Origin of the sequence: Streptomyces sp. NPDC023838 (assembly GCF_040639555.1) — a bacterium.
Taxonomy (GTDB): Bacteria; Actinomycetota; Actinomycetes; order Streptomycetales; family Streptomycetaceae; genus Streptomyces.
This window is the reverse complement of the sequence record NZ_JBFAAD010000021.1, coordinates 71981-93865: the sequence shown is the minus strand read 5'-3', so window position 1 is coordinate 93865 and position 21885 is coordinate 71981. Positions and strand designations below refer to the sequence as shown.

The 21885-nt window shown below is 68.9% G+C and carries 17 protein-coding genes; 16 read left to right on the top strand and 1 reads right to left on the bottom strand.

Going from position 1 to position 21885, the window contains the following annotated elements; genetic code table 11:
• Positions 1-93 precede the first annotated feature (93 nt).
• From AB0G17_RS24330 to AB0G17_RS24255, 16 genes are all read left to right on the top strand, one after another.
• The gene (locus tag AB0G17_RS24330; RefSeq protein ID WP_361386528.1) at positions 94-414 is read left to right on the top strand and encodes a helix-turn-helix domain-containing protein; all 321 of its coding nucleotides are present in this window, start codon (positions 94-96) and stop codon (positions 412-414) included.
• Positions 330-1637: a transposase gene (locus AB0G17_RS24325; RefSeq protein WP_361386525.1), complete on the top strand. Its 1308-nt coding sequence runs from the start codon at positions 330-332 to the stop codon at positions 1635-1637. Before AB0G17_RS24330 ends, AB0G17_RS24325 begins: the two co-directional genes overlap by 85 nt.
• The gene (locus tag AB0G17_RS24320) at positions 1634-4258 is read left to right on the top strand and encodes a valine--tRNA ligase (protein WP_361386522.1); all 2625 of its coding nucleotides are present in this window, start codon (positions 1634-1636) and stop codon (positions 4256-4258) included. The genes AB0G17_RS24325 and AB0G17_RS24320 overlap by 4 nt, the downstream gene beginning before the upstream one ends.
• Positions 4259-4579: 321 nt before the next feature.
• Complete coding sequence (locus AB0G17_RS24315) at positions 4580-6091, top strand: Mur ligase family protein (RefSeq protein WP_361386519.1); 1512 nt, start codon at positions 4580-4582, stop codon at positions 6089-6091.
• A 6-nt stretch (positions 6092-6097) separates the two neighbouring features.
• On the top strand, positions 6098-6454 hold the full coding sequence (locus AB0G17_RS24310; protein ID WP_361386516.1) for a DUF4233 domain-containing protein: 357 nt from the start codon (positions 6098-6100) through the stop codon (positions 6452-6454).
• A gap of 163 nt (positions 6455-6617) precedes the next feature.
• A complete protein-coding gene (ndk, locus tag AB0G17_RS24305) occupies positions 6618-7031 on the top strand; it encodes a nucleoside-diphosphate kinase (protein WP_361386513.1) in 414 nt (137 codons plus the stop codon).
• Positions 7032-7296: 265 nt separating this feature from the next.
• Positions 7297-8316, top strand: coding sequence for a rod shape-determining protein (locus tag AB0G17_RS24300; RefSeq protein ID WP_361386614.1), 1020 nt, complete (start codon positions 7297-7299; stop codon positions 8314-8316).
• A 136-nt stretch (positions 8317-8452) separates the two neighbouring features.
• A complete protein-coding gene (gene mreC / locus AB0G17_RS24295; RefSeq protein WP_361386510.1) occupies positions 8453-9547 on the top strand; it encodes a rod shape-determining protein MreC in 1095 nt (364 codons plus the stop codon).
• Positions 9548-9559: 12 nt separating this feature from the next.
• Positions 9560-10243 (top strand): rod shape-determining protein MreD, encoded by a 684-nt coding sequence (mreD, locus tag AB0G17_RS24290; protein ID WP_361386507.1) that lies wholly within the window; start codon positions 9560-9562, stop codon positions 10241-10243.
• 16 nt (positions 10244-10259) lie between these two features.
• On the top strand, positions 10260-12461 hold the full coding sequence (gene mrdA / locus AB0G17_RS24285) for a penicillin-binding protein 2 (protein WP_361386504.1): 2202 nt from the start codon (positions 10260-10262) through the stop codon (positions 12459-12461).
• A 5-nt stretch (positions 12462-12466) separates the two neighbouring features.
• A complete protein-coding gene (gene rodA, locus AB0G17_RS24280; protein ID WP_361386501.1) occupies positions 12467-13657 on the top strand; it encodes a rod shape-determining protein RodA in 1191 nt (396 codons plus the stop codon).
• Positions 13658-13748: 91 nt separating this feature from the next.
• Positions 13749-15281 (top strand): CYTH and CHAD domain-containing protein, encoded by a 1533-nt coding sequence (locus tag AB0G17_RS24275; protein WP_361386498.1) that lies wholly within the window; start codon positions 13749-13751, stop codon positions 15279-15281.
• 88 nt (positions 15282-15369) lie between these two features.
• Positions 15370-17334, top strand: a complete 1965-nt coding sequence (locus AB0G17_RS24270; RefSeq protein WP_361386495.1) for a TIGR03960 family B12-binding radical SAM protein — start codon at positions 15370-15372, stop codon at positions 17332-17334.
• 555 nt (positions 17335-17889) lie between these two features.
• The gene (locus tag AB0G17_RS24265; protein ID WP_361386492.1) at positions 17890-18183 is read left to right on the top strand and encodes a hypothetical protein; all 294 of its coding nucleotides are present in this window, start codon (positions 17890-17892) and stop codon (positions 18181-18183) included.
• Between the two features lie 315 nt (positions 18184-18498).
• The gene (locus tag AB0G17_RS24260; RefSeq protein ID WP_361386611.1) at positions 18499-18825 is read left to right on the top strand and encodes a hypothetical protein; all 327 of its coding nucleotides are present in this window, start codon (positions 18499-18501) and stop codon (positions 18823-18825) included.
• A gap of 1121 nt (positions 18826-19946) precedes the next feature.
• Positions 19947-20105 carry a hypothetical protein gene (locus tag AB0G17_RS24255; RefSeq protein ID WP_361386489.1) on the top strand — a complete coding sequence of 53 codons (159 nt, stop codon included), beginning with the start codon at positions 19947-19949 and terminating at the stop codon, positions 20103-20105.
• Positions 20106-20146: 41 nt separating this feature from the next.
• Here the strand turns inward: AB0G17_RS24255 and AB0G17_RS24250 are convergent, their stop codons facing one another.
• On the bottom strand, positions 20147-21766 hold the full coding sequence (locus AB0G17_RS24250) for a recombinase family protein (RefSeq protein WP_361386486.1): 1620 nt from the start codon (positions 21764-21766) through the stop codon (positions 20147-20149).
• Between the last annotated feature and the right edge of the window lie 119 nt (positions 21767-21885).

The following is a 21885-nucleotide window of genomic DNA, read 5'->3' as shown; positions in this document are numbered from 1 at the left end:
CCTGGGGCGCAGGGCGCGTTCCGAGGTACTCCTGAGCCTCCTGGTCAAGTCGGCGACGGTGATGTCGGCCGGGTAGCGGACGACCGCGCGGACGTGGTCGCAGGTCCCGGTGAAATCGTCGACGCGGGCCCTGGTCTCTTCAGTGGGTTCCCGCATGGCCTGTTCGGGTTCGGGGAAGCCATTCCCGGGGCGGGAGTTGAGGAGCAGGGAGGCGGGGGAGTGGCGCGGCGATCGACGAAAGCGGCGGACGCCGGTCGTCGGTACCGCCTGCACCCCACTCCGCTTCAGACCGACGCCCTCCGCCGATGGGGCCATACCTGCCGCGCCGTGTGGAACCTGGCCCTTGGGCTTGGATCTACGTTCACCAGCAGCGGCGCCACTGCCTGCGGGCCGACGAACAGTGCCGGTACCTGACACAGGCCAGACGCGACCTCAACTGGATCGGGGAGCTCCCCTCACAGGCGCCGCAGCAGATCCTGCGGCGTCTGGACCGCGCGTACGACAATTTCTGGAACAAGGACCACCCGGCCGGCTTCCCCCGGTTCAAGAAGCGAGGCGCCCGCCTTTCCATCCCGCTTCCCGGTCAGGCGGTCCGAGTGGCGCAGCTGAACCGCAAGTGGGCGTCCGTTCGCATCCCGAAACTCGGGGATGTGAAGTTCCGTCTCTCCCGTCCCCTCGGGGGCGAGGTCAGGAACGCAACCATTCGTACCGACGCTTCCGGACGGTGGTTCATCAGCTTCGCGGTGTGCACCGGCAAGGAGGCCGCCCCCGCGAACGGGCTCCCAGCCGTCGGAGTCGACTTCGGCGTCAAGCAGTCCGCCTACCTCTCCGACGAGACACAGCCAAGGCTCATGCAGCCGTCGTTGGGTGAGGGGGAGCAGAGGCGGCTGGAAGGGCTGGAACGGCGCAAGGCACGCCAGATCCGCCACGCGCGCAGACATCGCGGCGGCAGATACAGCAGGCGTCTGCGGCGGACCCTGGGGGAAATCGCCCGGCTCAAGGCCCGCCAGGCTCGGCGCCGACTGGACTTCACGCACAAGCTCACCGCTGATCTGGCCAAGAACCACGGACTGGTCGCGGTGGAGGACCTGCGGGTGAAGGCCATGACGAAGAGTGCCAAGGGGACGGCGCAGATCCCCGGGCAGCACGTTTCGCAGAAGGCGGGGCTCAACCGGGGCATCCTCGACAATCTGCCGGGGGAGCGCCGCCGTCAGCTCGCGTACAAGTGCCCCCAGTACGGGGCAGCGCTGGTCGCGGTGGAGGCGGCAGGCACTTCGCAGACGTGCGGGATCTGTCTGCACCGCGACCCGGCATCCCGCATCGACCGGGACAGGTTCGTCTGCACCCGATGCGGACACGTGGACGACGCCGACCACAACGCCTCGGTCGTGACGCTCGGCCGTGCTCTCCGGAGCGAGGCGGGCATGGCCTTTGCCGCAGGGCATTGCGGTGAACAGCACGCACCGACCGGCCGCACCCGGCCGGTCATGCCCGGCTCCGGAGCCGGGCGCACGCGTGAACCTCTGGCTCCCCTCTCCAGTGGGGGCGAGGAATCTCCGCATGTCACCGCGGAGAGGATGTCAACAAACATTCCCGTTTCATCGTCGGCTGCCGCCGCCCCTAAACTGACCCCGTGACCGAGAACACTCAGCACCAGAACCCAGCGCCCACCACCGAACTGCCGACCCAGTACGCGCCGGCCCAGGTAGAGGGGGAGCTGTATGAGCGCTGGGTAGAGCGCGGTTACTTCGAGGCGGACGCCAAGAGCGACAAGCCTCCGTACACCATCGTCATCCCGCCGCCGAACGTCACCGGCAGCCTGCACCTGGGCCACGCCTTCGAGCACACGCTGATCGACGCCCTCACCCGCCGCAAGCGCATGCAGGGCTACGAGACGCTGTGGCAGCCGGGCATGGACCACGCCGGTATCGCCACCCAGAACGTCGTCGAGCGCGAGCTGGCCAAGGAGGGCAAGTCCCGCCACGACCTGGGCCGGGAGGCGTTCATCGAGCGTGTCTGGCAGTGGAAGGGCGAGTCCGGCGGCCAGATCTCCGGCCAGATGCGCCGCCTCGGCGACGGCGTCGACTGGTCGCGTGAGCGGTTCACCATGGACGAGGGCCTGTCCGAGGCCGTCCAGACCATCTTCAAGAAGCTCTACGACGACGAGCTCATCTACCGCGCCGAGCGCATCATCAACTGGTGCCCGCGCTGTCTCACCGCGATCTCCGACATCGAGGTCGAGTACCAGGACGACGACGGCGAGCTCGTCTCGATCCGGTACGGGGACGGGGACGCGTCCATCGTCGTCGCCACCACCCGCGCCGAGACGATGCTCGGCGACACCGCCGTCGCGGTCCACCCCGAGGACGAGCGCTACCGGCACCTCGTCGGCACCGAGATCGAGCTGCCGCTCACCGGCCGCCGTATCCCGGTCGTGGCGGACGAGCACGTCGACCCCGAGTTCGGCACCGGCGCCGTCAAGGTGACCCCGGCGCACGACCCGAACGACTTCGAGATCGGTCAGCGCCACGGCCTGCCCAACCTCGCCGTCATGGACGAGCACGCGGTCATCACCGTCCACGGCCCCTTCCAGGGCCTGGACCGGCTGGAGGCCCGCTCCGCCATCGTCGCCGCCCTGCGCGCCGATGGCCGCATCGTGGCCGAGAAGCGTCCGTACCCCCACTCGGTCGGCCACTGCTCGCGCTGCAAGACCACCATCGAGCCGCGTCTGTCGATGCAGTGGTGGGTCAAGGTCGGCCCGCTCGCCAAGGCCGCCGGTGACGCGGTCCGCGACGGCAAGGTCAAGATCCACCCGCAGGAGATGGAAAAGCGGTACTTCGACTGGGTCGACAACCTCCATGACTGGTGCATCTCGCGCCAGCTGTGGTGGGGCCACCGCATCCCCGTCTGGTACGGCCCGAACGGCGAGATCGTCTGCGTCGGACCGGACGAGGAGGCGCCGACGGGTGAGGGCTGGCGCCAGGACACCGACGTCCTGGACACCTGGTTCTCCTCGGGCCTGTGGCCCTTCTCCACCCTCGGCTGGCCGCAGCAGACCGAGAGCCTCGCGAAGTTCTATCCGAACTCCGTCCTGGTCACCGGCTACGACATCCTCTTCTTCTGGGTCGCCCGGATGATGATGTTCGGTCTGTACGCGATGGACGGCACCCCGCCGTTCCACACCATCGCCCTGCACGGCATGGTCCGCGACCAGTTCGGCAAGAAGATGTCGAAGTCCTTCGGCAACGCGGTCAACCCGCTCGACTGGATGGACACGTACGGCTCCGACGCCGTCCGCTTCACCCTGGCGCGCGGTGCCAACCCGGGCGTGGACGTGCCGATCGGCGAGGACTGGGTCCAGGCGTCCCGCAACTTCGCCAACAAGATCTGGAACGCCACGCGCTTCGCGCTGATGAACGGCGCCACGGTCGAGGGTGAACTCCCGCCCGTGGAGCAGCTGTCGGCGGTCGACCGCTGGATCCTGTCGCGGCTCAACAAGACCGTGGCCGAGGTGGACGCGCTCTACGAGGACTACCAGTTCTCGAAGCTGTCCGAGGCGCTGTACCACTTCGCCTGGGACGAGGTCTTCGACTGGTACGTCGAGCTCTCCAAGACCACGTTCTTCGAGGGCGGCGAGCCGGCGCGGGTCTCCGGCCGCGTTCTCGGTGAAGTCCTGGACGTCACCCTGCGCCTGCTGCACCCCATCGTCCCGTTCGTCACCGACACCCTGTGGACGACGCTGACCGGCGGCGAGTCCCTGGTGATCGCCGACTGGCCGAGCGACAGCGGCTTCCGCGACGACGCCGCCGAGCGTGAGATCGAGCTGGTCCAGCAGGTCGTCACCGAGGTCCGCCGGTTCCGCTCCGACCAGGGGCTCCAGCCCGGCCAGAAGGTCCCGGCCGAGCTGACCCTGACCGGTACGGCCCTGGCCCCGCACGAGGCGGCCATCCGGCAGTTGCTGCGCCTCCAGCCGGCGGGCGAGGGCTTCCACGCCACCGCGTCGCTGCCGGTCGCGGGTGCCATGGTCGCGCTCGACCTGTCCGGCACGATCGACGTCGAGGCCGAGCGCAAGCGCCTGGCCAAGGACCTCGGCGCGGCCGAGAAGGAGAAGCAGCAGGCCACGGCCAAGCTCGGCAACGAGGCGTTCCTGGCGAAGGCTCCGGACAACGTGGTCGACAAGATCCGTACGCGCCTTGCCAAGGCCGAGGCGGACATCGACCGGATCACGACGCAGCTGGCGAACCTGCCGCAGGCGTAGCGAAGTCGGCGAAGGGGCCCCGAACCGTGAAGAACGGCCCGGGGCCCCTTTCCATGTGCCTTCTGGCGGGGCGCAGCCCCGCCCCCCTGTTGGGTGGGTTGGTCGCGCCCACGCGGCGGAGCCGCGTTCTCAGGGGCGCGGGGAACTGCGCGACCAGCCCACCCCGGTCCGCAGACCAACAGGGGCCCGGGGCGGAGCCCCGTGGGTGGGGTGCAGGGGCCGCAGGTCCCGCCCGGGGTTCCCGGGGGAAACCGGCTCCGCCACCCCCCACCCCCGGAGGGTTCAGGGAAGGGGCGGGGTGGGGCTCCGTAGACTGGGGGCGTGACCGAGCAGCCCGACCGCAGCAGCAGCCCCGACGACCACTTCGACGACATCGTCGAGGCCGAGACGAACCGCGACCCCGACCTGGCGGTGATCGAGGCCGGCAGCCGCACCCTGCGCACCCACGGCGGCGCGCCGCAGGGCGACCCCGTCCCCGCCCGCCCCGCCGACCCGGAGGTCGACAAGGCGCTGCGCGCGGTCGAGACGGAGCTGGCGACGCGCTGGGGCGAGACCAAGCTGGAGCCCTCCGTCGCCCGCATCGCGGCGCTGATGGACGTCCTGGGCGAGCCCCAGCGGGCGTACCCCTCGATCCACATCACCGGCACCAACGGCAAGACGTCCACCGCCCGCATGATCGAGGCGCTGCTCGCCGCCTTCGACCTGCGCACCGGCCGGTACACCTCCCCCCACGTCCAGTCGATCACCGAGCGCATCAGCCTGGACGGCGCGCCGATCACCGCCGAGCGCTTCATCGAGACGTACGAGGACATCAAGCCGTACGTGGAGATGGTCGACTCCCAGCAGGAGTACCGGCTGTCCTTCTTCGAGGTGCTGACCGGCATGGCGTACGCCGCGTTCGCGGACACCCCCGTCGACGTGGCCGTCGTCGAGGTCGGCATGGGCGGCAGCTGGGACGCGACCAATGTGATCGACGCGTCGGTGGCCGTGGTCACCCCCATCTCCCTGGACCACACCGACCGCCTCGGCTCGACGCCCGCCGAGATCGCCGTCGAGAAGTCCGGGATCATCAAGCAGGGCGCCACCGTGATCCTGGCCCAGCAGCCGGTCGACGCGGCCCAGGTGATGCTGAAGAAGGCCGTCGAGACGGACGCGACGGTCGCGCGGGAGGGCATGGAGTTCGGCATCGTCGCGCGCGAGGTCGCGGTCGGCGGCCAGCTGCTGACGCTGCGCGGCCTCGGCGGGGAGTACGAGGACGTCTTCCTGCCGCTGTACGGCGCCCACCAGGCGCACAACGCGGCGGTGGCGCTCTCCGCCGTGGAGGCGTTCTTCGGCATCGGCTCCGAGCACGCCCGCCCCCTCGACGTCGACACCGTCCGCAAGGCGTTCGCCTCGGTGGCCTCGCCCGGCCGCCTGGAGGTGGTGCGCCGCAGCCCCACCGTCGTCCTGGACGCCGCCCACAACCCGGCGGGCGCCCAGGCCACCGCCGAGGGCCTGACCGAGGCGTTCGGGTTCTCGCGGCTGATCGGCGTGGTCGCGGCCAGCGCCGACAAGGACGTGAAGGGCCTGCTGGAGGCCTTCGAGCCGGTCTTCGCCGAGGTCGTCGTCACCGCCAACACCAGCCACCGCTCGATGGACGTCGACGAGCTGGCCGCGATCGCCGTCGAGGTCTTCGGCGACGAGCGGGTGGTGGTCGAGCCGCGCCTGGACGACGCGCTGGAGGCGGCGATCACCCTGGCGGAGGAAGAGGACGAGTACGCCGGTGCGGGAGTCCTCGTCACCGGTTCCGTGATCACGGTCGGCGAGGCCCGGCTGCTCCTGGGAAGGGGCTGACGCCCGATGCGCACGCTCTGCGCTTCCACCCTCATCGGTGAATTCTTCGTCATCGGCTTCGCCGGACTGGTCGCCATGAAGGACCAGGACCTGACGGTGTCCACGGTGTGGACGGTCAGCGGCATCGCCATGCTGTTCTCGCTGCTCCTGTGCGGCGTACTGACCCGTCCCGGTGGCCTCCAGCTGGGCTGGGCGCTCCAGATCGCCCTGATCGCGAGCGGCTTCGTCGTCCCGCACATGTTCTTCCTCGGTGCGGTCTTCGCCGGTCTGTGGTGGGCCTCGATCCACTACGGCCGGCAGGTGGACGCGGCGAAAGCCCGCTTCGCGGGCCAGGCCGAGGTGGAGCCGGAGCCGCAGGCGTAGGCGGTCCGGGGGGCGCCCGGGGGCCTGCGTCTTTCGGCTGCGGACCGTGCTGGGCTGGTCGCGCAGTTCCCCGCGCCCCCGCGCCGGTCCGGGTGTCGGCGCCCGAGACGCCCCCTGTAGCCTCGCCTTCACCGCACACGTATGCCGCAAGGAGCCGTACACCATGACCCAGCGCACTCTCGTCATCCTCAAGCCCGACGCCGTCCGTCGCGGCCTGATCGGCGAGATCATCGGCCGTATCGAGCGCAAGGCCGGCTGGACCATCCCGGCGATGGAGCTGCGGACCCTGGACCAGGACACCCTGGAGCAGCACTACGGCGAGCACAAGGGCAAGCCCTTCTACGAGCCCCTGATGGGCTTCATGGCCTCCGGCCCCGTCGTCGTCCTCGTCGTCGAGGGCGAGCGGGTCATCGAGGGCGTACGCCAGCTGGCGGGTCCCACCGACCCGATCGCGGCGGCGCCCGGCTCCATCCGCGGCGACTTCGGCACCATCGTCCGGGAGAACCTCATCCACGCCTCGGACTCGGAGGCGTCGGCCGAACGGGAACTGAAGATCTTCTTCCCGGGTCGCGTCTGACTTCCTGACCGGTTGTCAGCCATATAGCGCTCATGACCTGGGGCGACCGATGGAATTTCGGTCGCCCCTCGGCATATGCGGGACGAAGTCGGGAACGCATCGCCTCGACACGTCGTCACCATTACCAGAGGTGGACCAACGCGCCGTGTCCGTGCAGGCGGCACTACGATGGAGCCTCACGCCCACAGCACCCACCTCGCCGACCTGAAAAGCCGTCAACGCTCGATTAGGGAAGGCCGGACGCATCCTCATGGGGAGCAACAACATGTCGTTCATCGGCCGTGACATGGCTGTCGACCTCGGGACCGCCAACACGCTGGTGTACGTCAGGGGCCGCGGAATCGTCCTGAACGAGCCGTCCGTCGTCGCCATCAACACCAACACCGGCGGCATCCTGGCGGTCGGCGCCGAGGCGAAGAAGATGATCGGTCGTACGCCGGGCAACATCGTGGCCGTACGACCGCTGAAGGACGGCGTGATCGCCGACTTCGAGATCACGGAGCGGATGCTCCGCTACTTCATCCTGAAGATCCACAAGCGGCGTTACCTGGCCCGCCCGCGCGTCGTCGTCTGCGTTCCCTCCGGCATCACCGGAGTCGAGCGCCGTGCCGTCATCGAGGCCTCCACCCAGGCCGGCGCCCGTCAGGTGCACATCATCGAGGAGCCCATGGCCGCGGCCATCGGCTCGGGCCTGCCCGTCCACGAGGCGACCGGCAACATGGTCGTCGACATCGGTGGCGGCACCACCGAGGTCGCGGTGATCTCGCTCGGCGGAATCGTCACGGCGCAGTCCATCCGGGTGGCCGGCGACGAGCTGGACAACGCGATCATCCAGCACATCAAGAAGGAGTACAGCCTCCTCCTCGGTGAGCGCACCGCCGAGCAGATCAAGATCACCATCGGCTCGGCGTACGACCTCGAGAACGACGAGCACACCGAGATCCGCGGCCGCGATCTGGTCTCCGGGCTGCCCAAGACCGTGGTCATCTCGGCCGCCGAGGTCCGCAAGGCCATCGAGGAGCCGGTCAACGCGATCGTCGACGCCGTGAAGACGACGCTCGACAAGTGCCCGCCGGAGCTCTCCGGCGACATCATGGACCGCGGCATCGTCCTCACCGGCGGCGGCGCCCTGCTGCGCGGCCTCGACGAGCGGCTGCGCCGCGAGACCGGCATGCCGATCCACATCGCGGAGGACCCGCTGGATTCGGTCGCTCTGGGGTCCGGCAAGTGCGTCGAGGAGTTCGAGGCGCTCCAGCAGGTCCTCGACGCCCAGCCGCGCCGATAAGCGCCACCGGCCGCCGTCCCCCCGGGTCATCCAGTGGCCCGGGGGGACCGCTCGTACGGGCCACTGCCAACCCGTACGGCGGATCGTTGATATACAGATCGAACAGATTCCGACGAGGAAGGCACGGCCGCCGCACGTGAGGGACACACGAGAGAGCCGGCTGCTCCTGGTGCTGCTGATCGCCGTAGCGTTCGCGCTGATCACGGTCGACATCCGGGGTGGGGAGAATTCACCGGTGGACGGCGCCCGGCAGGCCGCCGCCACGGTGTTCGGGCCGGTGGAGAACGGCATGGCGGCCGCCGTCGACCCGGTCGGCAACGCCATCGGGGCGGTGCGCGACTCGGGGGAGCGGCACAACAAGATCGCCGACCTCCAGCGCGAGAACGAGGTGCTGAAGCAGAAGCTCGGCAGCGACGCCCGCAACCGCTCGCGTCTGAACCAGCTCGACGCGATGCTCAAGACCGCCGGCGAGGGCCAGTACGGCATCAAGGCCGCGCAGGTCATCGGGATAGGAGCGGCCCAGGGCTTCTCCTGGACCGTCACCATCGACGCCGGCTCGCGCGACGGCATCAAGCGCGACATGACCGTACTGAACGGGGAGGGGCTCGTCGGCCGGGTCACCACCGTCGGCCCGTCCACCGCCACCGTCCTGCTCGCCAACGACCCGGACTTCACGGTCGGCACCCGGATGGAGAACAGCGACGAGCTGGGCTTCGCCACCGGCCAGGGCGACCGGCCGCTGTCGGTGCAGCTGCTCAACGGCAAGGCCAAGGTCAAGGCGGGCGACCGGCTGGTGACCTTCGGCTCGCAGTCCGACAAGCCGTTCGTGCCCGGCGTCCCGGTCGGCGAGGTCGTCAAGGTCGACCCCTCCGGCGGCGATCTGACCCGCACCATCTACGTCCGTCCGTACGTCGGGTTCACCAAGCTCGACATCGTCGGCGTCGTCGTCGAGGCCCCGCGCACCGACCCGCGCGACCAGGTGCTGCCCGCCAAGCCCAAGCCGACCCCGACGCTCACCGTGACGGTGACGGTCACCCCGTCCCCCAACCCGAACCAGGCGAACCCGAACGCGGCGGACCCCAACGTGCCGATCCCGGGCGGCGACCCGAACAACGCGAACCCCAACGGCAACGCGAACCCCAACGGCGCCGCGAATCCCAACGCCAACCCCAACGGCCCCGCGAACAACGGCAACGCGAACAACAACGCCGCCGCCGACGGCGACCAGTAGGAGCTGATCCAGATGCGCATCAACAGGGTCATCCTCTCCTCCGCCCTGGTCGTCGTCGCCCTCGTCGTCCAGGTGAGCGTCCTCGCCCGGCTCCAGCTCCCGGGCGCCGTCCCGGACCTGGTGCTGCTGACCGTCCTCGGCCTCGCCCTCGTCTACGGACACCTCGGCGGCGCCTTCGTCGGGTTCGGCGCGGGCCTGCTCTGCGACCTCGCCCCGCCCGCCGACCACGCCGCCGGGCGGTACGCCCTGGTGCTCTGCGTGATCGGTTACGCGGCGGGGCTCGCCAAGCCCGACCACGGCCGGCTGCGCTCGGCCACCGGACCCATGGTCGTGGTGGTCTGCGCGGCCATCGGCTCCACCCTGCTCTACGCGGGCGTCGGCGCCCTCGTCGGCGACACCGCGGCCCGCCATGTCGGCCTGGTGAACCTGCTGTTCACGGCCGCCGTCTACGACCTGCTGCTCGCCCCGTTCACGGTGCCGCTGATCATGGCGCTGGCCAGACGGGCCGAGAACGACCCGCTCGCCGAGTCGTCCGGGGGCGGCGGCTCGGCCAAGAACGGCAGCAGCATCGCCTCCGGCCGGCTCTCCGGCGGCACCGGGCTGCGGATAGGCAACCAGAAGGGCGGCCTGCGGGTGAAGGCCGCCCGCAACCGCGCGGCCCGGGCCGGCCGCATCAAGGGCGTCAAGCGACTGTGAACGAGGGGGCCACGGCGTGAGCAACATCCCCGAGACGGGACGCACCCCCCGGGTGCAGATCCGGCTCATCATCATCCAGGTCCTCGTCTTCTCCCTGCTCCTGACCCTGGGCGGGCGCCTCTGGTACCTCCAGATCCGCAACGGGCAGGAGTACACCGACGAGGCGAAGAACAACCATGTGCAGCAGGTGGTCCAGCCGGCTGTGCGCGGGGCGATCCTGGACGCGCGCGGTGTGCCGCTCGCGGACAACGAGACGCGTCTGGTGGTGTCCGCCTCGCGGACCGATCTGACGAAGATGCCCGACAAGGGCAAGGCGGTCCTCGGCCGGCTGGCGGCGGTGCTCGGCATGAAGCCGCAGGACGTGATGGACAAGGTCCGCCTGTGTGACGCCAAGACGCCCAAGCCCTGCTGGAACGGCTCGCCGTACCAGCCGATCCCGGTGACCGACAAGGCCACCACCCAGCAGGCCCTGCAGATCCGTGAGCGCTCGGAGGACTTCCCCGGCATCACGGCCGACCCCACCGCGGTGCGCCGCTACGCCGCGCCGGGCAAGGCCAACACGGCCCAGGTGCTCGGCTACCTCTCGCCGGTGACGGACGAGGAGATCATCAAGGCGAAGGACACCGACTCGCCGTATCTGCGCTCGGACATGGTGGGCCGCTCCGGCCTGGAGCGCACCTATGACAAGCAGTTGCGGGGCAAGGCGGGGGTGACCCGTTACGAGGTGGACAACCTCGGCCGGGTCATCGGGCAGGCGCAGAGCGACAAGGCCGAGCCCGGCTCGAACATCGTCACCTCGATAGACGCCCGGGTGCAGGCCGTCGCCGAGTACGAGCTCAACCACGCCATGGAAGAGGCCCGCAAGGAGTTCGACAAGAACACCAACGAGAACTACAAGGCCGACGCCGGGGCCGTGGTGGTCATGGAGGCCAAGACCGGCCGGGTCGTCGCCATGGCCTCGCTGCCCAACTACGACCCCAACGCCTGGGTCGGGGGCATCTCCGCCAGGGACTACCAGGCCCTGACCGGCAAGGACTCCAACTACCCGCTGCTGAACCGGGCCATCCAGGGCCAGGCGGCCCCCGGCTCGATCTTCAAGGTGGTCTCCTCGGCGGCCGCCGTCCGCGCCGGATACCCCTTCGGCGGCAGCTACCCCTGCCCCAGCTCGTACTCGGTGGGCGGCCAGGTCTTCAAGAACTTCGAGTCGCAGGGCCACGGCAACATCACCATCGGCCAGGCCCTGGAGGTCTCCTGCGACACCGTGTACTACGGCCTCGCGCACGACCAGTGGCTCAAGGACGGCGGCATGAAGCCGAAGAAGGACGCCGCCGACTGGTTCTACAAGACCGCCCACGACTTCGGGCTCGGCTCGAAGACCGGCATCGACCTGCCCAGCGAGGTCCCCGGCCGGGTCCCCGACCGCCAGTGGAAGCAGCGGTTCTGGGAGGCCAACAAGGACGCCTGGTGCAAGCACGGCAAGAAGGACGGCGACTACGTCGAGAAGATCGAGTACGAGAACTGCCTCGAGGGCAACCTCATGCGCGCCGGTGACTCGGTCAACTACTCCATCGGCCAGGGCGACACCCTCGTCACCCCCATCCAGATGGCGACGATCTACTCGGCGATCTCCAACGGCGGCACCCTCTACGACCCGACCGTCGGCAAGGCCGTCATCAGCGCCGACGGCAAGTCGGTCAAGGAGATCAAGCCCAAGGCGCACGGCAAGCTGCCGATGAGCCAGGCCACCCGCGACGACATAGACGAAGCCCTCGCGGGAGTCGCCACCCGCGGTACGGCCGCCTGGCGCTTCGGCGGCTGGCCGCAGAAGCAGATCCCGATGCACGCCAAGACCGGCACCGCCGAGGTCTACGGCAAGCAGACGACCTCGTGGTTCGCCACGTACACCAAGGACTACTCGATCGTCATGACGATCTCCCAGGGTGGTACGGGCTCCGGCGCCTCCGGCCCCGCCGTGCGCAACATCTACGACGCGCTCTACGGGCTCGACGACGCGGGCAACCAGGACCTCAAGCGCGCCCTGCTGCCCGAGCCGCAGCAGTCCCTGCCCAGGATCCAGGCCGACGGCTCCATCGACGCGCCGAAGATCGAGCCGTACGACCCCAACTCGCAGAAGGCCCCCGAGAAGACCGGCGAGCAGCAGCTCGCCGCGGCCAACACCGACAACCGCAACGGCGCGCGCCACGGACGGAGGGACTGAGCACCATGGCCGGCTTCTCCGTCCAGCGCTACGCGCCGGAGCGCTCCACCTTCGCCAAGCTGACCGCGCGCGACTCGGTGCTGCGCCGGCTCGACTTGCCGCTGCTGCTGTCCGCGCTCGCGCTGTCCTTCATCGGCTCGCTGCTCGTGTGGTCCGCGACCCGCAACCGCACCCAGCTCAACCAGGGCGACCCGTACTACTTCCTCGTCCGGCACGCCATGAACACCGGCATCGGGCTCGGCCTGATGATCGGCACGATCTGGCTGGGCCACCGCACCCTGCGGGGCGCGGTGCCGGTGCTCTACGGGCTCTCGGTGGTGCTGATCCTCGCCGTACTGACCCCGCTGGGCGCGACCGTCAACGGCGCGCACGCCTGGATCATCATCGGCGGCGGCTTCTCGCTCCAGCCGTCCGAGTTCACCAAGATCACGATCATCCTGGGGATGGCGATGATACTGGCGTCGCGCGTCGACGCCGGGGACACACCCCACCCCGACCACCGCACGGTGCTCAAGTCCCTGGGCATCGCCGCGCTGCCGATCCTGATCATCATGATGATGCCGGACCTCGGCTCGGTCATGGTCATCGTGATCATCATCCTGGGCGTGCTGCTCGCCTCCGGAGCCTCCAACCGGTGGGTGCTCGGCCTGATAGGGGCGGGCGTGGCGGGCGCGGTCGCGGTGGCGGCGCTCGGGCTGCTCGACGAGTACCAGATCAACCGCTTCGCGGCCTTCGCCAACCCCAGCCTCGACCCGGCGGGCGTCGGCTACAACACCAACCAGGCCCGTATCGCCATCGGCTCCGGCGGACTGACCGGCACCGGACTGTTCAAGGGCAGCCAGACCACCGGCCAGTTCGTCCCCGAACAGCAGACGGACTTCGTCTTCACGGTCGCGGGGGAGGAGCTCGGCTTCATCGGCGCGGGCCTGATCCTCGTGCTGCTCGGCGTGGTCCTGTGGCGCGCCTGCCGCATCGCCCGCGAGACGACCGAGCTGTACGGCACGGTCGTGGCGGCCGGGATCATCGCCTGGTTCGGCTTCCAGTCCTTCGAGAACATCGGGATGACGCTCGGCATCATGCCGGTGGCGGGCCTGCCGCTGCCGTTCGTGTCGTACGGCGGATCGTCCATGTTCGCGGTCTGGGTGGCGATCGGGCTCCTCCAGTCGATCAGGGTGCAGCGGCCGATAACGGCGTAGCGCCCGCCGAGGGCCACGCGGGACACCGGACCGGCCGCGATGGCTGGTCCGGTGCCTGTTTAGGGTCCGGTTTCGCGTCTAGATTCAATTCATGGCGGAGACGAAGCGCGAGATCGAGCGGAAGTACGAAGCCACCGGCGACGCCGTCCGGCTCCCCGACCTCACCAGGGCCGCGGAGGTCGCGAGCGTCGTCGACCGGGGCGTGGCGGAGCTGGACGCCGTCTACTACGACACCGAGGACCTGCGCCTGGCCGCACACTCCCTCACCCTGCGCCGCCGCACCGGCGGCGACGACGCGGGCTGGCACCTGAAGTTCCCGGTCGCCACCGGCATCCGCGACGAGATCCGCGCCCCCCTCTCCCCGGACGTCCCCCGCACCCTGGCCGCCCTCCTGCGCTCCCGCGTCCGCGACGCCCGACTGACCCCTGTCGTACGGCTGCTGTCCTCCCGCCACGTACGCCATCTGCTCGACGGGGACGGCGCGCTGCTCGCCGAGGTGAGCGTCGACGCGGTGCGCGCGCAGCGGCTCGGCCCCGGTAGCGCGGGCCCCGCGACGGCCTGGACCGAGGTCGAGGTGGAGCTCGCCGACGAGGCGGATCCCGCCCTCCTCGACCGCGTCGAGAAGCGCCTGCGCAAGGCGGGTCTGCGGCCCTCGCACAACGCGTCGAAGCTGGCACGGGCGCTGGCCGAGACCGCCCCGGCCCCACCGGACCTCCCCGAGCCGCCCGCCACCGGCGGGACCACCGCCGGTGACCACATCCTCGGCTACCTCCGCGCCCAGCGCGACGCCCTGGTCGGCCTCGACCCGGCCGTCCGGCGCGACCTGCCCGACTCCGTCCACCAGATGCGGGTCGCCACGCGCCGGCTGCGCAGCGCCTTCAAGTCGTACCGCAAAATCCTCGACCGGACCGTCACCGACCCCCTCGGCGAGGAGCTGAAGTGGCTCGCGGGCGAGCTCGGCGTCGACCGCGACCAGGAAGTCCTCACCGAACGCCTCCAGACCCGCATCGCAGCCCTGCCCCGCCCCCTCCTGCTCGGACCGGTCCGGGGACGGCTGCGCATCTGGAGCGTCGCCCGCCGCTCCGGTACGCGCCGCAAGACCATCGCCGTCCTGGACAGCCGGCGCTACCTCGCGCTGCTCGACACCCTGGACGCGCTGCTCGACGCCCCGCCGCTGCGCCCGGCGGCCCGGCGGCCGGCCGCGCAGGTTCTGCCCAAGGCGGTGATCAAGGACTACGAGCGGCTGGCGGACCGCATGGCGCGGGCCCTGGAGCTCGACCCGGGCGAGCCGCGCGACGTGGCCATGCACGAGGCCCGCAAGGCGGCCAAGCGCGCCCGGTACGCCGCCGAGGCCGCCAAGCCCGCGCTCGGCGCCCCCGCGAAGAAGTTCGCCAAGCGGATGAAGAAGGTCCAGACCGTCCTGGGCGACCACCAGGACAGCGTGGTGGCCCGCGAGGCGCTGCGCGGCCTGGCGATCCAGGCCCACCTGGCGGGGGAGTCCGCGTTCACCTGGGGACTCCTGTACGGGCGGGAGGCGGCGACGGCGGCCGACCGCGAGCGCGAACTGCCGGAAGTCTGGCGCAGGGCGTCGCGGCCGAAGCTGCGCGAGCGGCTGGGGCCCTGAGCCGGGGCATCGCGGCGGGCGAGAGGCACCTCCCGAGCGGGTTACGCTAGAGAGTCGCCCCCCTGCCAGCTCACGAAAGTTCGTCGAGATGACTGCCGCCGAGTCCGTCTTCCCACAGCTCGAAGCCCTGCTCCCGCATGTGCAGAAGCCGATCCAGTACGTCGGCGGCGAGCTCAACTCCACGGTCAAGCCGTGGGAAAGCTGCGATGTCCGCTGGGCGCTCATGTACCCGGACGCGTACGAGGTCGGGCTGCCCAACCAGGGCGTCATGATCCTCTACGAGGTGCTGAACGAGCGCGAGGGCGTCCTCGCCGAGCGCACGTACAGCGTGTGGCCGGACATGGAAGAGCTGATGCGCGAGCACAACGTGCCCCAGTTCACCGTGGACAGCCACCGCCCCGTCGGCGCCTTCGACGTCTTCGGCCTCAGCTTCTCCACCGAGCTGGGCTACACCAACATGCTCACGGCCCTGGACCTCGCGGGCATCCCGCTGGAGTCCAAGGACCGTACGATCGACGACCCGATCGTCCTCGCGGGCGGCCACGCGGCCTTCAACCCCGAGCCGATCGCGGAGTTCATCGACTGCGCGGTCATCGGCGACGGCGAGCAGGCCGTCCTCGACATGACCGAGATCATCCGCGCGTGGAAGGCCGAGGGCCGCCCGGGCGGGCGCGAGGAAGTCCTCTTCCGCCTCGCCAAGACCGGCAACGTCTACGTCCCGGGCTTCTACGACGTCGAGTACCTGCCCGACGGCCGCATCGGCCGAGTCGTCCCGAACAAGTCGGGCGTGCCGTGGCGGGTCAGCAAGCACACCGTCATGGACCTCGACGAGTGGCCCTACCCCAAGCAGCCGCTCGTGCCGCTCGCGGAGACCGTCCACGAGCGCATGTCCGTCGAGATCTTCCGCGGCTGCACCCGCGGCTGCCGTTTCTGCCAGGCCGGCATGATCACGCGCCCCGTGCGGGAGCGAAGCATCACCGGCATCGGCGAGATGGTGGAGAAGGGTCTCAAGGCGACGGGCTTCGAGGAAGTCGGCCTGCTGTCCCTGTCCTCGGCCGACCACACCGAGATCGGTGAGATCGCCAAGGGCCTCGCGGACCGGTACACCGAGGACAAGATCGGCCTGTCCCTGCCCTCGACCCGCGTGGACGCGTTCAACGTCGACCTCGCCAACGAGCTGACCAGGAACGGCCGTCGCTCCGGTCTGACCTTCGCCCCCGAGGGCGGCTCCGAGCGCATGCGCAAGGTCATCAACAAGATGGTCTCCGAAGAGGACCTGATCCGTACGGTCGCGACCGCGTACGGCAACGGCTGGCGCCAGGTGAAGCTGTACTTCATGTGCGGCCTGCCCACCGAGACCGACGAGGACGTCCTCCAGATCGGCGACATGGCGGTCAACGTCATCGCCAAGGGCCGCGAGGTGTCGGGCCAGAACGACATCCGCTGCACGGTGTCGATCGGCGGCTTCGTCCCCAAGCCCCACACCCCGTTCCAGTGGGCCCCGCAGCTCTCCGCCGAGCAGACGGACGCGCGCCTGGAGAAGCTCCGCGACAAGATCCGCGGCGACAAGAAGTACGGCCGCTCGATCGGCTTCCGCTACCACGACGGCAAGCCGGGCATCGTCGAGGGCCTGCTCTCGCGCGGCGACCGCCGCGTGGGCGCCGTCATCCGCGCCGTCTACGAGGACGGCGGCCGCTTCGACGGCTGGCGCGAGCACTTCAGCTACGACCGCTGGATGGCCTGCGCCGAGAAGACGCTGCCGTCGTACGGCGTGGACGTCGACTGGTACACCACGCGTGAGCGTACCTACGAGGAGGTCCTGCCCTGGGACCACCTGGACTCCGGTCTCGACAAGGACTGGCTCTGGGAGGACTGGCAGGACGCGCTGGACGAGACCGAGGTCGAGGACTGCCGCTGGACGCCGTGCTTCGACTGTGGGGTGTGTCCGCAGATGGATACGGCCATACAAATCGGGCCGACTGGGAAGAAGCTTCTGCCTCTGACGGTCAAGAACGCCGGTCCGACGCCCGCGTCGAGTGGTCACGCGCACTGATGTGAGCGGGGCACTCGATCGGGTGGTTGAGGCGATGACAGTGGCCAGCGAGGAAGAGGCGGCTGCGGTACTTGCTGCGGTTGGTGCCTCTCGTCGTCGCCCTACGGCGCCGCCGGTGGTGTCTCGCACGCCGCTGCCGGAGGCTGGCGGCCCGCCTCACATCGTCTCCGAGGTGGAGTGGGTCTGAACCCCGCCAGGCTCATGAACGGTGGGACGACGCGTTGAGCCCCTTCCCTATCAGGGAGGGGGCTCGGTCGGGTTGCACCGATCACGGAGTTTCCTTCGCCTTGCGGCGGTCAGACGCCGACGTGTCACCTGAGAGTCGATTCAGCTTGCGCACGCGACTCCCAACGCCGTTGACGGGCACACCTTCGCGGAGCGCCGTGGGCCTCCGCCGGCTCGGGTCAGCTCAGGGCACCCGGGGACAGAGCAAGGGGGGGCGGGGTCGTCTGAGCATGGGGGCCTCCGATCCATCAACAGTGATGGCGTCATTACGGATCGTCATGGAATGATCAGTGCGGATCGGTAGTGAGCCGACCAGGAGGAGGTAGCGCCATGTCTGACGAGCAGTACACGCCGCCCGAAATCATCGACGTAACCCCGGTCCCGGCCTCGGAGGTCAACCCCGAGGACGTAGGCACGCTCAGCCTGCGCTACGTGGACGGTCAACCCGTTCTCGTCATCAGCGGCGGGACGGCCTTTCCAGCGGGGATCACTCTTGTGGACGGGTCCGGCAACGCTGTCGCCGCCTACACCGCAGGCCCGTTGGCCCAGGCCCGGACTGGCTCGGCCGAACTGTTGATGGCCAGCGCCATCCAAACAGCCGTCGTGGGGTTCGGGAACAAATAGAGCAGTCTTCCGACAGCGGTTCGAACCCGTATCGCCGCACCGAGGTAACGCCCGAGGACGTAAGAACTGGATGGACGAGAGGATCACGGTGGCGGGTAACGGAGTTACCGGGCACAGCGGCGATCAGAGTGCGGCTGCCCAAGCCAATCTGAACAGCCTGTTCGCGGTCGCCGCGGACGCCCAGGGGAACGTCTTCATCGCCGACACCTTCAACCACCTCATCCGGAGGGTCGACCCCAGCGGGATCGTCACCACGTATGCCGGTACGGGAAGTGCGGGGTTCTACGGGCAGGACGTGCCTGCTGTGGAGGCCACCTGTACTACCCCCAGGCGGTCGCCGTGGACGCCCACGGGAGCCTGTACATCGCGGACACCCTCAACCACCGCATCCGGCTGGTCGACCCCAGCGGGATCATCACCACGTATGCCGGCACGGGACGTGCGGCGTCCTCTGGGGACGGTGAGCCTGCCGTGGCAGCCGACCTGTACTACCCGAAGGGAGTCTTGGCCGCCCACGGGAGCCTGTACATCGCCGACACCCACAACCACCGCATCCGAAGGGTCGACCCCAGCGGGATCATCACCACGGTCGCCAATACCGGATCTGCGCGCTTCGACGGGGACGACGTTCCTGCCCTGTAGGTGGGCATGGTCGGGCCTGATGCCGTGGTCGTCGATGAGCTCGGGAACCTGTATGTCAATGACGCCGGCAACAAGCGGGCTCGCGTCGTCCACTCGGACGGCCTGATCCCTCCACGGCCGACCCCATGTCCTCGGCGACAGACAGCGACGGGAACCCGTACACCGCCCAGTTCAAGGAGCATGTGGTGGTCAAGGAGACCAGCTGACTCCCAGACCGGCAAGCCTCCACGCTTCCACCGACTGCGTCTGAGCGCTTGGCTTGGCGGATGAGTGCTTCAGTTGGCGGTCCTGAGTATCTCGCTCTTGGCGCCATCTCGCAGGGCCGCCACCTCTGATGCTCAGCCCCGCCAACTCGGGCACTCATCCGCCATCTGAAGCGCACAGTCACAGTCAGCTTGAGCCATCCGCCCCGGTACGAGCCACCCAACGCCCGTGCCGGGGCAGGGTGCGCACCTACACCGCACCCCTTCCACCTCGCACCGGTCTGGTAAGGACCGGTACGGGGCGGTGTCTGCGAGCCGGTCGTGACCACGACGGGTCAAGATCGTTGGCTGGGCATGCATAACACCAGCCGGGCACTCACCACTCTCTCCTTGGGGCTGCCGCTCTCCTCGGGGCCCTAACCGCACCCGCCAGTGCCGCACCAGCCCCAGGGTTGGACCTAGACGTCTGTAAGACCCTCAACGGAATCCCGATCGCCGGTTCGGTCGGCGATGCCAACTGTGCGCTGGTGGATGTTCTCGTGGATGGTGTTCTCGTCCCGGTCATCGGCCACGCTGATTCAAAACGGCCGTGGCCGAACGCTTGAGAACGGGGCACCAGCGGCCCCGAAGTCCTCGCGCGTCTTGAGCCGGTGGCACGGACGGCAGAGCGGTTACACGTTCTCGTCCGTCTCCGTCCCGCCGAGCGTGAGTGATGCCCTCACCACCCCTGGTGAGGGCATTCGTGCGCTCCGGGCCTGGTCAGGCAGCCAATGCGTCACCTGACACTCGGTTCATCTTGCGCACGCACCGCACGATGCTGTCATTCGGCAGAACTTCATGGGGCGTCGCAGGGCCTTGCCACGAGCGGTATTCCGCAAGTCCTGATAGCCGGACTTACCAGCAAGCCGGTCAGGGCCCATGACCGCACCGCCGGAACGAGCGTTCCCGCAGCATCGGTCTGCGCGGCGGCTCGGAACTGTGGATGACAGGGCCGCGAACCTGATCGAGAGCGAGATTGTGATCGTCGACGACGACGGTATGGAAGAGCCGTTCGACCCGGATGAGTGGTTCGCCTGAGCGATGAAGCCCAGTCCGTCGTGTCCGGCGGTCGGGGTGTTTCAGAAGGCTTCCGCGAAATCGTCGTCCTTGAGTATCAAGCGGGCTCGCACATCTTTAGGGATCATGATCTTCATGCGGATTTTGGGAGCGCGCACGCCCGAGACCTTGGTCCGAGTGATCTCGCACTTCACGCCGACACGAAGGAGATCGGCCCCCATGGCCTCCATCCCGCCCTCCTGCCAGCGGGCTCGGAAGGACTTGCCGTTGTGCACGGCCACCCACCGATCCTTGGTCGACTCGGGGTCGATGGCGGCCAGCTGCTTGATCTGATCATCCAGCTTCTCTTCCGCCTGCTCCTGGGTGAAGCGTGTCTTCGTGAAGCGGCCCCCGGGTTCCAGCCCGGTCATGTAGTAGCTGATGCTCTGTTCCAGGCGTTGCTGTTCCTTTCGCGCTTCGGCTCCCTGCCGGTACTCGCGCGTCATGACCGGCTCGTCCCCGAGCACCTTCAGAACGTCTTCGACGAGCTGGGCATAGACCTCATAGGGATTCGGCGCGCCCAGACCCCCGCCCTTGCACTTGCCGCAACGCAGGTATGCGTAGGACCGGCCCTTGCTCTGGGTCTTCTGGACGGTCATGTTGGCCTTGCAGTCGGAACAGATCAGGACTCCGAGGAACCTCGTCGCCCCTTCGGGGTTGCGGGTGGGCTGTTGCTTCCCCTGACGGTCCAACGCTTTCTGAAGGCTGTAGAACTGTTCCTCCGTGAAAACACCGTCTGCCACTCGAATCGGCCTGCCGTCGCCGTCCAGTACGAGCTTCGAGCGGCGTACGCCACCGTTCTTGTCCTCTTCCACCCGGTACCCCATGAGGGCCGGGTTCCTCAGCCGACGGAGCAGTGTCGACGCCGTGAGCCCCGCCCCGCATAGACCGGTCCGCACGAGGACGCTCACCATCTGCTGGGCGGAGAGGGGCTTGGCCCGCATGGCGACGTAGCGGCACCAGTGCAGCGCTCTGCAGGCGGTCCGGTTGATGATCAGGACGATCTTTCCGTCCTTGGTCTCCGCTGTCTCGTAGCCGTACGCAGGCTTGCCGATGAGCCACTCGCTCTGAGTCTTGGTGTACTCCCAGAGGCTCGCCACGCGAGTGCTGGTGTTGGCTGCCTCGATCTCGGCGATACCACCGATGATCGTGACCATGATCTTTCCAGCGGTCGTGGTCAGATCGATCGCGTCGTGCTTGGAGACCAGGTTCTTCCCGTACTTCAGACACCAGTCGATCATGGTGCTGAGATCGGAGAGACGCCGTACGAAACGGTCCAGCTTCCAGAAGAGGAGTACATCGAACTCCGGCGCGCGGTTGTTGAGCCAGTCCCCGAGCTTCTTCCGCTTCCACGGTGGCACCTTCGTTGCCGACACGTTGAGGTCACTGGCGACGTCGACCACTCGATAGCCGCGTTCGCGGGCCAGCATCCGAAGATCGAGCTCTTGCCGGACCGGTGACGTCGTCTCGTCGGTGAGGATGGATAGCCGCACCGACAGCAGGGCCCTTGGAGCGTCGTCGGGTAAGAGGGCTTCTGCCTTCTTCAACTCCTCTAAGAGCGCGAGATCTGCGGCGGTCCACTCGGTCTCGACGTCGTACTGTCTCTGGCTGGCCTGCGTCCTTGTCCTCGTACGTCTGCCCATGTCTTCGACGGTAGGACGGGCCGTGAGGCGGCAGAATCGGTTTTCAGGCCATATCCATCTGCCCGCAGATGGACACGCACATCCAGATCGGCCCGACGGGCAAGAAGCTGCTTCCGCTG